This window comes from Carboxylicivirga sediminis, assembly GCF_018156225.1.
Classification (GTDB): Bacteria; Bacteroidota; Bacteroidia; order Bacteroidales; family Marinilabiliaceae; genus Carboxylicivirga; species Carboxylicivirga sediminis.
On the sequence record NZ_JAGTAR010000020.1, the window covers coordinates 16,405 to 31,659 of the forward strand.

General features: G+C 40.8%; 16 protein-coding genes. 6 read left to right on the forward strand and 10 right to left on the reverse strand.

What is annotated here, in order from left to right:
• Positions 1-114: 114 nt before the first annotated feature.
• The 5 genes from KDU71_RS13265 (at position 115) to KDU71_RS13285 (ending at position 4,349) form a co-directional block, all read left to right on the forward strand.
• Positions 115-852: a rhomboid family intramembrane serine protease gene (locus tag KDU71_RS13265; protein ID WP_212191568.1), complete on the forward strand. Its 738-nt coding sequence runs from the start codon at positions 115-117 to the stop codon at positions 850-852.
• A gap of 15 nt (positions 853-867) precedes the next feature.
• Positions 868-1,755, forward strand: a complete 888-nt coding sequence (locus KDU71_RS13270) for a rhomboid family protein (RefSeq protein ID WP_212191569.1) — start codon at positions 868-870, stop codon at positions 1,753-1,755.
• A gap of 6 nt (positions 1,756-1,761) precedes the next feature.
• Positions 1,762-2,871: an endonuclease/exonuclease/phosphatase family protein gene (locus KDU71_RS13275; RefSeq protein ID WP_212191570.1), complete on the forward strand. Its 1,110-nt coding sequence runs from the start codon at positions 1,762-1,764 to the stop codon at positions 2,869-2,871.
• A 142-nt stretch (positions 2,872-3,013) separates the two neighbouring features.
• Positions 3,014-3,808: a thymidylate synthase gene (locus KDU71_RS13280; RefSeq protein ID WP_212191571.1), complete on the forward strand. Its 795-nt coding sequence runs from the start codon at positions 3,014-3,016 to the stop codon at positions 3,806-3,808.
• Positions 3,809-3,857: 49 nt separating this feature from the next.
• Positions 3,858-4,349, forward strand: coding sequence for a dihydrofolate reductase (locus KDU71_RS13285; RefSeq protein WP_212191572.1), 492 nt, complete (start codon positions 3,858-3,860; stop codon positions 4,347-4,349).
• A 39-nt stretch (positions 4,350-4,388) separates the two neighbouring features.
• On the opposite strand, the gene KDU71_RS13290 is transcribed toward KDU71_RS13285, so the two are convergent.
• The 9 genes from KDU71_RS13290 to KDU71_RS13330 all read right to left on the reverse strand — a co-directional run bounded on the left by KDU71_RS13290 (position 4,389) and on the right by KDU71_RS13330 (position 13,620).
• A complete protein-coding gene (locus KDU71_RS13290; RefSeq protein ID WP_212191573.1) occupies positions 4,389-5,402 on the reverse strand; it encodes a glycosyltransferase family protein in 1,014 nt (337 codons plus the stop codon).
• Between the two features lie 5 nt (positions 5,403-5,407).
• Positions 5,408-6,277, reverse strand: coding sequence for a UDP-2,3-diacylglucosamine diphosphatase (locus KDU71_RS13295; RefSeq protein WP_212191574.1), 870 nt, complete (start codon positions 6,275-6,277; stop codon positions 5,408-5,410).
• Between the two features lie 176 nt (positions 6,278-6,453).
• Positions 6,454-7,140, reverse strand: coding sequence for a hypothetical protein (locus tag KDU71_RS13300; RefSeq protein WP_212191575.1), 687 nt, complete (start codon positions 7,138-7,140; stop codon positions 6,454-6,456).
• 325 nt (positions 7,141-7,465) lie between these two features.
• A complete protein-coding gene (locus KDU71_RS13305; protein WP_212191576.1) occupies positions 7,466-8,806 on the reverse strand; it encodes a DUF58 domain-containing protein in 1,341 nt (446 codons plus the stop codon).
• Positions 8,807-8,816: 10 nt separating this feature from the next.
• Positions 8,817-9,803 (reverse strand): AAA family ATPase, encoded by a 987-nt coding sequence (locus KDU71_RS13310; RefSeq protein WP_212191577.1) that lies wholly within the window; start codon positions 9,801-9,803, stop codon positions 8,817-8,819.
• An 11-nt stretch (positions 9,804-9,814) separates the two neighbouring features.
• Positions 9,815-11,029, reverse strand: coding sequence for a DUF4350 domain-containing protein (locus KDU71_RS13315; protein ID WP_212191578.1), 1,215 nt, complete (start codon positions 11,027-11,029; stop codon positions 9,815-9,817).
• Entirely contained in the window at positions 11,029-11,769 is a 741-nt protein-coding gene (locus KDU71_RS13320; protein ID WP_212191579.1) for a hypothetical protein, read from the reverse strand. Before KDU71_RS13320 ends, KDU71_RS13315 begins: the two co-directional genes overlap by 1 nt.
• A gap of 5 nt (positions 11,770-11,774) precedes the next feature.
• Positions 11,775-12,659, reverse strand: a complete 885-nt coding sequence (locus KDU71_RS13325; protein WP_212191580.1) for a hypothetical protein — start codon at positions 12,657-12,659, stop codon at positions 11,775-11,777.
• On the reverse strand, positions 12,652-13,620 hold the full coding sequence (locus tag KDU71_RS13330; protein ID WP_212191581.1) for a stage II sporulation protein M: 969 nt from the start codon (positions 13,618-13,620) through the stop codon (positions 12,652-12,654). The genes KDU71_RS13325 and KDU71_RS13330 overlap by 8 nt, the downstream gene beginning before the upstream one ends.
• Before the next feature lie 112 nt (positions 13,621-13,732).
• Between KDU71_RS13330 and KDU71_RS13335 the strand changes: the two genes are divergently transcribed.
• Positions 13,733-14,461 (forward strand): RDD family protein, encoded by a 729-nt coding sequence (locus tag KDU71_RS13335; RefSeq protein WP_212191582.1) that lies wholly within the window; start codon positions 13,733-13,735, stop codon positions 14,459-14,461.
• A 60-nt stretch (positions 14,462-14,521) separates the two neighbouring features.
• On the opposite strand, the gene KDU71_RS13340 is transcribed toward KDU71_RS13335, so the two are convergent.
• Positions 14,522-15,226 carry a zinc metallopeptidase gene (locus tag KDU71_RS13340; protein ID WP_244828486.1) on the reverse strand — a complete coding sequence of 235 codons (705 nt, stop codon included), beginning with the start codon at positions 15,224-15,226 and terminating at the stop codon, positions 14,522-14,524.
• Positions 15,227-15,255: the final 29 nt, after the last annotated feature.

A 15,255-nucleotide genomic window follows, 5' to 3' on the forward strand; every position in this document is an offset into this window, starting at 1 on the left:
AGAATATAAGTAGTTGATTTAACAATTCTTGTTGCTTTTGCGTTTATTTAGTGGAAGAATAGGATTGGCACTGATGTTGTAGCAGAGTGCCCAATAACTTTTAAAATAGAGCAGATGAACTATCGTCCATCACCTTTAGCCGGATTACCACCGGTAACAAAAAATCTGTTGATAATTAATGCCCTGTTCCTGTTGGCGACATGGGTATTACGTAATACATTCGGTATAGATTTAAATAACTACCTGGGATTGTATTTTCCTCTGTCAGATAATTTTCATCCCGCGCAGTTTGGAACATACATGTTTATGCATGCCGACTTTATGCACCTGTTCTTTAATATGTTTGCCCTGTTTATGTTCGGGCGTGTGTTAGAGGTGTATTGGGGGCCAAAGAAGTTCATTGTGTATTACATTATTACGGGTGTAGGTGCGGCTGTGATTCAGCTAGGGTTCAAATACATCGACTACAATAATGCTATTTCAGTGCTGACCGACGAGCAGGTGGCTATTGTATTTGAACAAGGTGCACAGGCATTACGTGAGTGGAAGAATTTTACCAACCCGGATATGGCGAAGTTTAATATGGTGCTTAACAGTTCCATGGTAGGAGCTTCTGGTGCTGTATTTGGTATACTATTGGCCTTTGGTATGCTGTTTCCTAATACAGAGCTCATGCTGTTATTTCCACCAATTCCTATTAAAGCCAAATATTTTGTAATGATTTATGGTGTAGCTGAATTATTTATGGGGGTTGCCAATTTCTCATTCGACAATGTGGCTCACTGGGCGCATTTGGGAGGAATGATTTTTGGATTTATCTTGATTAAATATTGGGATAAAAAAGGAATCTGATTTAACTTGTAAGCTATGAGCATAGTCGATGAAATTAAACAATCGTATCGTCAGGGTGGCGTACTGACCAAATTAATCTACATTAATATTGGGGTGTTTATTGCCATCCGTTTGTTGCAGGTCTTTTTTAGTTTTTCATCCGGCTCAGGCAGTGCTCAACATTACCCTTTACTGGAATGGGTTTCGGTGCCTGCTGATTTAAGTAAGCTGTTATTCAAGCCCTGGACATTGATAAGCTATATGTTTGTGCATTACGATTTTCTGCACATCCTGTTTAATATGCTTTACCTCTACTGGTTTGGCCGTATATTCCTCGAATTTCTGAATCCTCGCCAATTGTTAGGCGTTTATTTCTTAGGCGGTTTATCGGGGGTGGCGTTTTACCTGGTTAGCTACAACCTAATACCCGTTCTGCATCAACAGGTACCATATGCTATTCTAATGGGGGCTTCAGGCTCTGTGATGGCCATATTATTTGCCATTGCGCGCTATGCTCCCAACCATAAAATATATTTGCTGTTTTTTGGAGCCGTACAACTCAAATACGTAGCCTTGGTTGCTTTGATATTGGATTTAATCAGTATCCCGCAATTGTCAAACACTGGTGGGCACCTGACACATATTGGAGGTGCGGCATTTGGCTATTTCTATGGGGGAAGTATTTCGCAGGGGCGCGATGTCACCATGGGTTTTAATCGCATGATGGATAGACTGGCGACTTTGTTTAAGCCCAAGTCGAAACTGAAAGTGACGCATCGCCGACCTGTAACCGATATGGAGTACAATGCTCGCAAAGTGAATAAGCAGCAGGAGGTTGACCGTATTTTAGATAAGATAAAGAAGAGTGGGTACGATAGTTTGAGTAAAGAAGAGAAGCAAACATTGTTTGATGCCAGTAAATAAGTCATTTTGTTAAGACGTTTTTTTAAATCTGTAGTCACCATTATCAGCCTGATAGCCTCAGGCATTTTGCTGTTTTCTGTGTTAACGGCTTATATCAGTCCGGCTCATACCTCCGTGCTGGCCTTTATTGGTTATGTATTTCCTACTCTCTGGCTCATCAACTTTGTGCTGTTTGCTTTCTGGCTGGTTAAACGGCGCTGGCAGTTCCTGTTGCCTTTATTAGCTATCGTTATAACCTGGGGGCACTGGGAGCATACTTTTCAGTGGAAGGGTGCCAAAATGGATCGAAAAGAGATGCAGGCACCACTTAAGGTGATGAGCTTAAATGCCCGCATGTTTGATTATTACCAATGGATTGGTGATAATACCAATGAGAAGATATTCGATTTTATTCGTGAGGAAAATCCGGATGTACTGTGTATCCAGGAATTTTTTACTACTTCATCTAATAAATCATACACCGAGCATTATATACTTCGTCGCTTGAATCAGTTCAAGTATCAGCATATCGAATATTTATCGGGTAAGAAGGGGAAGCGTAATTTTGGATTGATCACCTTCAGTAAATACCCGATTGTTGAGAAGTATAGTGTAAGGTTTGAGCAATCGAATAACTTCAGTATTTATAGTGATATTAAGATTGGGGAGCAGCGTATTCGCATATTTAATAATCACCTCGAGTCCATTAAGTTTGACAGGGAACAGCTTAATTTTCTGGATAGTCTGAACTATCAGAATAAAAAGGAGCGCAACGAAAATATTAAAGCCATCAGCAGTAAGCTGAGTAAGGCGTTTGGTAACCGGGCTTTGCAGGCCGAAACGGTTGGTAAGTATATTGCTAATTCGCCATATCCGCCAATTGTTTGTGGCGATTTTAATGATACGCCTGTATCATATGTGTATCGTAAGATGCGGGGTAATTTAAAGGATGCTTTTGAAGAATCGGGACAGGGATTTGGTGGCACATACAACGGGCCCTTACCTTCTTTTCGTATTGACTTCATTTTTCACGATAACCATTTTGCCTCCTATAATTTCAGGCGTATCAAAGTGGATGTTTCCGATCATTATCCTATTGTTACCACGCTTGAGCTTCAGCCTGATCGGGAAAATTAAGAGCATAGTGGTTGAGGTGTTATATCTTAATAATTTATCTATTTTTACGTTTCAAAATCCTACATGGCATTATTCCATGTAGCATCGGAAACACAAATTTAAAGGCAGGTAATACTACCTGTTACCAGCAAAGGAGTATAGTATGAAGCAGTATTTAGACCTGTTAGACAGGGTTTTGGAGGAAGGATTTAAGAAAGAAGATCGAACAGGAACCGGGACTATCAGCGTGTTTGGACATCAGATGCGTTTTGATTTGAGTGAAGGGTTTCCACTGCTGACTACCAAAAAGTTACACCTGAAGTCGATTATTCATGAACTGTTGTGGTTCCTAAAGGGTAGTACCAATGTTAAGTACCTTCAGGATAATGGCGTGCGTATTTGGAACGAGTGGGCTAAGGAAGATGGTGAGCTTGGCCCTGTTTATGGGTATCAGTGGCGCTCATGGCCCGATTACAATGGTGGTCATATTGATCAGATTAAGCAGGTTATTGAGAGCATCAAAAATAATCCGGATTCGCGACGTCATATTGTGAGTGCCTGGAATGTAGGGGCTATTGACGATATGCAACTACCACCATGCCATATTCTATTTCAGTTTTATGTGGCTGATGGTAAGCTGAGCTGTCAGCTTTATCAACGAAGTGCTGATATCTTTTTGGGAGTGCCCTTCAATATTGCTTCGTATGCCATACTAACCATGATGGTGGCGCAGGTGTGTGGTTTAAAGCCAGGTACTTTTGTTCATACACTTGGCGATGCACATATTTATCTGAATCATATTGAACAGGTGAAGCTACAGCTGACAAGGGAGCCTAAAACTTTGCCACAATTACTGCTCAATCCGGAGCGTAAATCAATTGATGAATTCGTGTATGACGATTTTGAGTTGGTTAACTACGATGCACATCCGCACATTAAAGGAGCGATATCGGTTTAATGGCCTTTGTGCTGAAATGTTTAACTGACTTTACAAAGAACTATAGAAGATGATACTTTCAATGATTGTGGCCATTGACCGGAACAATGGTATTGGTAAAGGAGATGACCAACTGGCTTATATCTCAGCTGATTTAAAACGCTTTAAAGCTTTAACCACCGGACATACCATTATAATGGGGCGAAAAACCTTTGAGGCATTGCCCAAAGGTGCTTTACCCAATCGCCGTAATGTGGTCATCACCCGCCAGACTGACTTTGAAGCCAAGGGTGCTGAGGTGGTACATTCATTAGATGAAGCTTTGGCACTTTGCAACAGCGATGAGAAAGTGTTTGTAATTGGTGGTGGCGAGATTTATAAAAGCTTTCTACCAGTCACTCAGGAGCTGTTTTTGACGGTGATTGAACACATTTTTGATGAGGCAACGGTGTTCTTCCCAGCTATTAATATGGCCGATTGGTTGGTTGTTAATGAAGAAGGGCCTTTTGTGGATGAAAAGACCCAGCTAAGCTACTCCTACCAAAACCTGAGGCGCCGATAGATTATTCAACTTAAGTATTTTGTTGAGGTTTAGTGCGTATCAATAGACTGCCAGTTCAGGACAAGCTGCTTTTATATTATTTGCCATTATTTCGTCAATTACATCGGCCAGGTTATCGGGGTATTTGATTTGTACAGGCTGTTTGGAATCTAGCCAGTCCTGTATTCTTTCTAGCTCCTTTGAGAAACTGTTAAGCGTTGTAATGCCCATACTTTCCAGAAAAGCCGCATTGCAATGCTGTTCGTATTGCCCTTTCATGGGGATAACACATAGTTTTTTACCCAAAAACAATGCTTCAGCAGGGGTTTCGAACCCGGCATTGCAAAGTACACCTGCACCACTCACCAGGCTTTTGGTAAACTTTTCCTTATTTACCGGCTTAATATCAATATTGTCCGCAGTGTATTCAGTATTGGTGTGCTTGGAGAATACATGCCATTTGGTGTTTTTAAACTGTGAGAGGACCTGAATAATTTTATCGTCAGAATAGGATGGGAGGTATACTGTATAGTGACCTTTATTTCTGTTATTGGCCCATCGAATATCGTCGCGTATTACAGGAGTTGAAACAGTTTGGCCGATGCTTTTAAAGTGAAAGCCATGGGCCGTTGAAACCGGTGCATAATGCTTCAATATGGCTTTGCCGACAATATCCCTTGTTCTGGGCTTTGGCACCTGTGGATGTAAAACTGCACTCTGATGACTTATGCCTACACACTTAACGTTTCGTAATTTGCAGGCCCATGCGCTTACCGGCTCAAAATCGTTGAGTACTAAGTCATATTGATAAACAGGTAAGGTCAATGCCTCTTTTAAGAATTCGTATGGTCGAGAGCGCAGAAAGGTTTCCTTAAGATCTACACCTCCTTTCTTTCCGAAAATAAAACTCATGCCATGGAAGCGATACTTCACTTTCCAGGGTAATTTTATATCACATTGTGTACCACTTATTAGGAGGTCCACTTCACCGTATTTTTTTAGATGACCGATGACTTCAAATGCTCTGGAAATATGCCCATTGCCAGTTCCTTGTATAGCGTATAAGATTTTCATATTAGTTAGCTGTTAATGATGTCATTCACCATGGTTTGAAAAAGGATTTTGGGGTTGGGCAGAAGCATGTCATCGCTAACTAATTCGTTATCTGCCTGCTTCGTGTTGTTTTTAGGCATTTCATAGTAATGCAGGTGCCAGTCGTTGTTATAATATTCAAGCGCTGTCATGTTTTCTACCCAGTCGCCGCTGTTCAGGTAGCAAACGCTTCCTTGTTCATTGCTGATGTTTTTTTTCTCGGGCCAATGGATGTGTCCGCAAATCGCATAATCATAGCCTTTTTCAATGGCCAGGTTTGAAACGGTTCGTTCAAATGATGAGGTGATGTTATTTTTACCTTTCTTAATCGACTTTTTGATGTCGCGTGATAAGGAAACCTTTTTAAGCTTAAGCAATTGCAGAACGGCGTTGGTAAAGCGATTGATAAGTGTAAGAATGCCATAACCCGTGGCCCCTAATTTGGCCAGCCATTTGGAGTAATGCATGAAAACATCAAACACATCGCCGTGAAATATCCAGGACTTTTTACCATCCAGTTCGAGAATCAGCTTATTCACGATACTCAGATTACCAATCTTTTGTCCCGCCAGGCGCCGAAAGTGCTCATCATGGTTGCCGGTAATGTAATAAATATGAGTTCCTTTCTCCATCATTTTTAGCAGATGGCGAATGACTTTTAAATGCGACTTTGGAAAATACGATTTGGAGAACTGCCAGATATCAATGATATCTCCATTCAGAATCAGAATAGGCGTGGAAATAGTGTTTAAGTATGAAACAATAGCATCAGCTTTGCAGCCAAATGTACCCAGGTGAGTATCTGATAATACTATTGCATCAGCATGCCTGGGTGTTTTTTGTTTTTCGTTATTCATTGTCAAAGTTTAATTATATCACAATGATAATGGCTTAGTAATAAGTTGATGTTAAGCTAGTAAGAAACTAGTGCGAATTGAATGGTGCCTTGAGAGCTGGGTTAAAGAGGAGGTAATATTTGTTTAATATAAAAAGTCGCCACTATGGGCGACTTTACTATTTTGTTATAAAAGAACTATACAGCCATGGGCTTAATGCCCGAATTGCGACTGTAAAGCATTTTTTGCCAGTAGTTGTACAGGTCAAGCTTATCGTTGCGTGAAATGCCTTCGGTTTGAACCAGCTGACTGCGGCGGGCAATCACCACTGAGCTGATGTAGCTGCTCATACCATTACACACCATAAATGCCACATTGAGTTCGCTTATTTCACTCAAATCCATTGGACTGCGTCGGCAGTGTACAATGAGTTTAATGGATGTTTTACTGAGTTCAGCTGCCAGTAGCCTGATTTTGTCCTTGCATTCGGGCGTGTTGACATCGCACGAGATTAAAATGTGTGAATAAGACCGCTGCTGTTCATAAGCCGATAAGGCTGCTTCCAGCTCTTTCTCCGATTCGGGTAAATGGATGAGTGTGCTGTTAACGCCGTATAAACTACACAACTTCTGGATGTGCAAATCGTCAGAATGGTTGGCAACTACCAGTATGTCTTTGTCAAGCGGAATGACGGATGATATAACTGTTTCTAATGCGAATTCGCGCGTTCGCTTGAAGCAGATGGTTTCATAGCCCGTCAGATAAAAATCTTCTGGATTAATTGGGCTTTGGGTCATTAACGAGATTAACTCCCTGTTAACAACATCGTCTAGTTCGATCTTTTCAGGAAAACCGTAGGGGGTTGAATAATTTACTCGCATCATCACGCTTCTTCATTAAGTTATACCATAGGTGCAAAAATAGTGTCTGCCTTAGTTGTCTGGTTAAGGTGAAAATTAGCTTTACGTTAATCTTTCATTAATAAGACAATCAAGCTAAATTTTACACGTATAAAGTTATGGGGTTTCTGTAACGAATTTGTAAGAATATGATACTTTTAGCTCACACCTTTTTGAACGATAATCTCAAAAAATCGACTGTTCGTCAAAATAGAGAATAAATGTGGTAATAAGATTTACTTTTAAGACTACTAATTTTGGCAAAAGTAGTGATGTAAATGTTTGAATCTGAAGATTGCTTCAGGCTATTTTATATATAACCGCGGGCTTTTAGCTCAAGGTATTTGTTGATGGTTTCAACAGTCAGGTTTTCGGGGGCTGTTAGTACAGAGTGAATACCATAGCGTTCCAGTTCAAGTACGATACGCTTTTTATCGTAAGCAAATTTTTCAGCGATGGTCTTCACATAGATACCTTCCATATCACTGGCTTTAGCATCGGTGAGTTGCTTCAGTTCGGTGTTCTCAAAGAATACGATGACCACCATATGGTCATTGGCCAACTTCTGAAGCATCGGTAGTTGCCGTTTTGCTGCACTCAGGCTTTCGTAATTGGTGTAAATAACCAGTAAGCTACGTTGATGCACGTTCCGTCTGATACTGGTATATAAGGCCTGAATACTTTGTTCTTCAAATCGTGTTGTTTGATTATACAAAGCCTCCATAATGACCTGCATCTGCTTGCTGTTGCGCTGTGGTGGTACTACCGTTCGCACCTTATTGTTAAAGGTGATTAGCCCCGCTTTATCTTGCTTTAACATGGCAATTTTTGATAATACCAGCGAGGCATTAATGGCATAATCCAGCAGGGTCATGCCCTCAAATGGCATTTTCATGGTTCGTCCCAGGTCAATAATAGAAATCACCTGCTGCGATTTTTCATCCTGGTACTGGTTGACCATCAGGCTGCTGCGTCGAGCTGTCGCTTTCCAGTTGATAGTTCGGTAATCGTCACCCTTTGTATATTCACGTATCTGGTCAAACTCCATCTGATGACCAATCCGTCTGATTTTTTTGATACCAACTTCTGTCAAGCGGTTAGAGATGGCCATCATCTCAAATTGCCGCATTTCTTTAAATGCCGGATACACCTTTACATACTGTTTGAGGTTAAACTGAATGCGACGCTCAACCAGTCGAAGAGGTGACTTGATAAATACATTCAAGGCTCCAAACCAATATTCACCGCGCTCTGTTGGGCGAAGGTGGTAACTCATATTTTTCGTTTCACCCACCTTCAGGTACGTGCGAATATTGAAGTCGCGTTTTTGAAACTGCAAAGGCAATTCATCAATTACATTAATAGTTACCGGGAAAGGGAAATTATTGGTAAACGTTAGCTTTACCAGGTTTTCGTCGCCGTTCGAAAAACGTTCTTCAGTGATACGTTGAGCTTCAAAGTTGCTTTTGTGTTTCACAAACAATAACAGCGCTTCAATGACGATTAGCAGAATAAATAAGCCCAGTGCAATGAGGCCAAACTGGAAAAACATTTCGCCAAATTGTCCCATTGCCAATGAAAATACAATTACGCCAAGGGCATAGTAGAACAGAGGTGTAAAATATACGTGGTTTCTTATTCTGAATCTCATTGCCTGCAGCTTAGCGTGGAACCTCCACAGAATCGATGATTTGTTGAATGATCACTTCAGGTTTGATGCCTTCCATTTCCTTTTCAGGTGTAAGAATAACACGGTGGTTTAGAACCGGGATCATCACAAACTTAATGTCATCGGGTGTCACAAAATCGCGTCCTTCCAGCGCCGCAAAGGCTTTAGCCGCAGTTAGAATTGCAAGAGATGCACGCGGACTACCTCCAAGGAAGAGTGCGCCATGTGTACGTGTTTTATCAACAATTTGCGCGATATAACGCAGCAGGTCATCCTCAACAATAACCTTGGCAGCCATCTCCTGGTACTTGACAATTTCTTCACCTGTTACGGCCTCATTAATCTGGCTTAATGCGTCTTTTTCCTGACGGTTCTGTGCATTGGCTAATATGGATACTTCCTGCTCCAGATTGGGATAGTCAATTTTAATTTTGAATAAGAAACGGTCAAGTTGGGCTTCTGGCAGGCGGTATGTACCTTCGTGCTCAACCGGGTTTTGGGTGGCCATAACCAGAAAAGGTGGTGTCATCGCCCGGGTGGTGCCATCAATGGTTACCTGGCGCTCTTCCATCACCTCAAAGAGGGCGGCTTGTGTTTTGGCGGGGGCCCGGTTGACCTCGTCAATCAATACCAGGTTCGAAAATATTGGACCTTTATTAAATTCAAATTCCGATTTTCCTGTGTTGAACACCATGGTTCCAAGCACGTCTGAAGGCATCAGATCGGGGGTGAACTGTATTCGTGAAAAATCAGATGAAACAGACTTTGCCAATAATTTGGCCATCATCGTTTTGGCTACACCAGGCACACCTTCTATCAATACGTGGCCGTTGGCAATGACAGCGGTCAGTAGCAGGTCAAGCACTTTTTCTTGCCCAACAATCACTTTATTTATTTCGGTACGAATGCGAAATGCCGAATGGTTAAGTTCTTCCAATGGTAATCGGTTCTCAAATGGTGTATTGGTCTGTTGGTCCATATCTCTGTTATTTATTGACACTGTTCATAAAAAAAGTCTATTCGCCTGTTAAACTGTTCCAGGTCTTCTTCGCTGATGCGCTGCATATTGCTTAGGTTATTGCCTAACTCAAACAATTGCTTAATAGCTCTGATGGGGATGGATGATTTATCGGCCAGTTGCTGATACAGTTCATCATTCATCTCAGAAGTGTTGATATAGTATCTGGTTCTAATATATTCCTGCAGGTAGCTAAAGCGTTTTTTAGCAATGTCCATGTGGTTTTTACGACTGTAGTACAAGCGGCCAATTGTCTCAATGAAGGTGACAGTACTGTTAATATTTGGCTTTAGTATTGGTACCGCTCTCTGTCGGCGGGCCGAACCAAATAGAAAGAATATTAATACACCAATCAATAGCACATACCAGGCTATTCGCAGTGGTGTGCGATCGAGGATAAAACTTAATATGGAGCGCTGTCCGCCTGATTCATAATTATGAACGAGGTATTTATATTTATAGTGTTCATCCCATACCGTAGCCTGATTTGGTAAATAAGACAGGCATTTAAAGGCGTATTCATAGTTGTCTTTAATCAGCAAATTATAGTTCGTAAACGCTTGCGGATTGAGGTTGATAAACACATGCCCTAAACCATATTTGACTTTAATGAAATTAGTCTTGCCCAGATTATTAAATCCCAGTACAGAAGTCGATAAGGTATCGTAACTGGTGAAATAGTTATTGGAAATGGCTTTTTTATACCAATAACCCAGGTGGGTGCGAAGCTTACGATTGGAGAAATTGAAACTGATGGAGTCCAGGAAAAAATCACCGGCACCATAGCGTTCCTGGTAATCAATTTTAAACAGGCTTCTGATGGTATCCGGCATGGAGCTGGCCGATAAGAAGAGGTTATTCCCCTGATTGAGCAATTCAATCAGCGTATCAATATCGGTTTCGTCAGGACTAAATTCGTTGTTAATAACTATCAGGTTCGTTGCTTCAGTTTCAAAGTCGCTAAAAAACTCGTCAAAGGTTCCATGAGATGTTTTGACGGCATCTTCATCGAAGGCAACAGGTAGTAATTCGAATAATAGTTTGTTGCCAAAGGGTTTGGTGTCATACTTTGAGTAGCTTAATGACCAGTCAATGGGTTTTGGCGAATAGGCCAATACAAACACTACCAGTAAAACAATACAAACAGTAGCTGTTATAAGGATTCTATTTGAAGAGGAGCTACTCATTAACTTGCCTGTTTATTGGGAGTCAGCAATTGCATGAACTGTTCAAATTCGTTTTTAACAGTGCTAAATTCCTGTTCATTAATATTAAATTTACCAAACCATATAAACTCATACTGCCGGATGAGGCTTAAAAATGCACTTTTGATTTCAGGATCATCCACTTCGTAATAATAGTCACGGTCTGTTTTATAGGCGTTCCATCTGATAAAGTTTTTGCGGTGTAGCTGACGTAAGCTCAGCAAAAATAATATACGTGTTGCCTCTCGGTATGCCTGATTATTGATGAATACTTTAAGCATGTTCTCCAGCTCTTCGTTTTCAATATCAGCATTGTTGAGTCCAAAATTTAAATTGGTCACTTTTGTTGAACGGGAGAAAATAAACAGCCCTTTGATAGGTATGCCCAGCAGTCTTATAACAATAAACACCACTGCAGCTACTCCTAATAGAAGAAATAGCCAACCTATCAGGCTTAGGGTACCATCGCCAATACGAAAGAGTGACAAGAACCATTTTACAAACTTCTGCCACCAATTCAAGGCATCGGCATTAACACTGTATTGATATTCTGGTTGTGCCCGGTAATAATCAATCGTATCCTGAGTTGGACAGCGGTAGTCAATAATACTGTTGTCCCAGGCATCAACAGGTACCACAGAGGCTATGCTATCCTGCTGAGCCGAGGTGTTGAGCCCCAGACTCCAAACAATAATTACTATCAGGTACTTAAGACTATTCACTATTATTACTGCTGATTGTTTTCTGTAGTCGTGCTGTCTTCTCCAATCTGGTTGATGCGATCCATAATCGTGCTCGAACCATCATTCTCATTTAGGCTAAAATATTGTATGCCTGTAACGATGTATACAAATGCTCTGAGGTATATTCCCAGAATAATTAGCAGAACATATGAAATAACTACAAATGGAATATTGACCTGGCTCCAGTCACCCGATTGAGCAATAGTTGGTATCTTAAATTGCAAATAAAACTGAAGTGGCACACTTATTATACTACCTACAATACCCACAATCAATGAAGCGACGATGAGTACAGCAAAGGTCAGCCACCAGTGATTTTTGATCACCTGAAAACAGCGATTGAAATTCTTTGATAGTCCACCATCTTCAACGAACATGATTGGGAAAATCAGGCTTAGTATAATGGCAAAGTAAATACCCGGGATGATGAAAAATATGAAACCAGCCATAATCAGCAGGCTGATAACAAATGTATAACCTATGATTGGGAAGAAATTCCTGACAATCTGCTGGCCCACATCCGAAGGCGAAAAATTACCTTTCCCTTTCTCATGATATACTTTCATGTACCCATAACTGGCGGCCATGATGACTATTTGCACCACAATTGCCAGTACAATGAATATAAACAAGGGAATAAAGAATGTGAGTATGCTCATTGGATCCGGCGAATTTGTAATGGCAGAAAATTGGCCGTTAACCAGCTGCATAACCATATATACCAGTGAGGCAATCATCACTATTACCGGTATGCCTGTGTATGTAAGCATGGTTTTCATAAACAGCTTACCTTCTTGCTTGAAAAACTCGAAGGCGGCGTTAATAACACTGCTAAAATCTCTGCGTTGTGCAAACTTAAATTCAGTCATTTGCTTTAAATTTTTTATGTACAAGACTTGGATATATGAAAAAGTACCAGATTATTACCAGCATTGAAGTGGCAATAATAAATATGTTCAGCCAGTTATCAATGCTGTTGTAATGGCGGGTAACAAAGCTTTCCAGAATACCTGCGACGAAAAAGACAATGGTTATTGGAATCATCACTTTCACGCCTTTGATGGCGCCGTAGATGAAAGAATCTTTTCGAGGATAGGTTCCGGGAAACAAGAGGTATTTGCCCAGCATTATGCCGGCTCCACCGGCCAGCACAATGGCTGATAATTCCAGTGTTCCATGTATCATGATGGTGTAGGTGGATACACCTAACAGATTTTTTTGGTAAAAAAAGGTTTGGAAAGCGCCCACCATTACCCCATTGAAAAACAGGCGATAGATGGCACCGATGGGTGTTAAAAAGCCGTAGAGGAATACTTGCCAGGCTACACTAACATTATTAAATATAATGTAGAATGCCATGGGTAATTCACCCATCTGGCCATACACAGCCATCGGATCCCCTTTTTCTATATTGTCGAGGGTCATATTGACATAGGCGTCACCCAGTATGGACCGTACAAACTCAATGTCGGCCAATGATGATGCTACACCTAACGCCCATGAGGCCATAAACACAATAAATGAGATAATAAAGTAGGGACGCGCTGAATAAAGAATTAATGGCAATTCGATTCTGAAAAATGCTGGTATCCTGTTGCCTTTTTCTCGTTTGTTTCGATATATCTCCTGATGGGTTTTTTGAGACAGGCTATTGAGGTAAGCCAATGTGTGTGAACCTGGGTAGAAGGTGCGGGCAAAAGCTAAATCATCTGTCAGTTGAATAAACTGATCGGCCAAACTATCAGGATTAACGGCAGATGGTTTTTTAAGTTGCTGTTCAAATTTTTCCCAGCGTGCTTTGTTGCGATTTATAAACGTAATTTCCTTCATTGGGCAGGTCCATGAGCATTGCGAATAAATGAATTTTTCTGCACATAAAAAACTTATTTTGCTACTTTTGGTCTACTGATTATCTATTCTTATCAATTTCGTTAGCCTTTTTATGGAGAATATAAGTATTTCTACTACTCAAAATGTCAATATCGATTACCAGCTGGCCAGTGTTGGCGATCGTATTTTTGCCTATATCATTGATGGATTTATCCAATTCTTTTATTCAGTTATTATCTTTTTTGCTTTTGTTGTTGGCATGAATGTCACTGAATGGTGGATTGGTCTCTTCTTTCTGCCTGTTGTTTTTTACCATCTACTCTGCGAAGCTTTTTTAAATGGTCAGAGTTTTGGTAAGATGATGCTTAAGATACGAGCAGCAAAAATTGATGGCAGTGAGTTGCGTTTTATCGATTGTTTTCTGCGTTGGTTGTTCCGCATTGTTGATTTTAGCTTGCCAATTGGTGGAGTTTTGGTTGGGTTTCTAGCAATCATTATTGGAGGCAAGGGCCAGCGTGTTGGTGATATAGTTGCCAAAACAACGGTTTTAAAAATTGATCCCAAAGGAAGTTTAACAGCCACAGCTTACGTTGAGGTAGAAGACGATTATCAGCCTCGGTATCCAGAGGTGAGTGTTTTGTCCGATAATGATTTACAGACGGTGAAAGAGGTTCTTAATATTGCCGCTAAAGATAATTCTTACAATAGTATAGGCGCACCACATCCGCTGGTACTTAAAACTAAGGAGGTAGTGCTTAAAAAGATGAAAATTGAAACCAAACAACCCGCCAAAGAGTTTCTAAGTACTGTTCTCAAAGACTATAACTATTATCATCGATAAAAGAAAGAAAGCGGAAATTACCAGGTAACTTCCGCTTTTTATTTAAGAGTAACTCGATGTTTAATCTCTGTTGCCTACAAATAACATGATGTAGTATAGAAGAGTGGCCAATGCTGACAGGGCTGCAACAACATAGGTGTAAGCGGCCCATTTGAGCGCATCTTTCGCTTTCTCGTGCGTGTCTTGGGTGGTGATGCCAGCAGTATTCAACCACGCAAGGGCGCGTTTACTGGCATCAATCTCTACCGGAAGGGTGATAAATGCAAACAAAGTAAAAATGGCATAACAAGCAATAATGATCTGCAGTGCCAGATTATAACTTATCAAACCCGGCAGTGCAAATGCGCCTAAAAACAGAGCTATAAACATGAAGTTTAAAATCTTTGCACTGACATTCTGAAGCGGCACCAGTGCTGAACGAAATTCAAGGAAAGCATAGCTATTGGCATGTTGAATGGCGTGACCTGTTTCATGGGCTGCCACAGCTGCTGCTGCCACACTACGTCCATTATATACATCCGGACTCAGGTTAACACTTCGGTTAGCTGGATTGTAGTGGTCGCTTAATTGTCCTTGCACACAATTCACCTTAACATTCATGAGTCCGTTCTGACGCAGCATTTTTTCTGCCACTTCTTTTCCCGACATGCCAAAGTTAATTGGTATCCGCGAATACGCTTTGAATTTGCTTTTCAATCTGGAGCTGACGAACATGCTCGTAAACATGAAAAACAAGAAGATAATTAATAAAATTGGTGAAAACATAATCAGTCTATTTAGGTTAACAGACTATC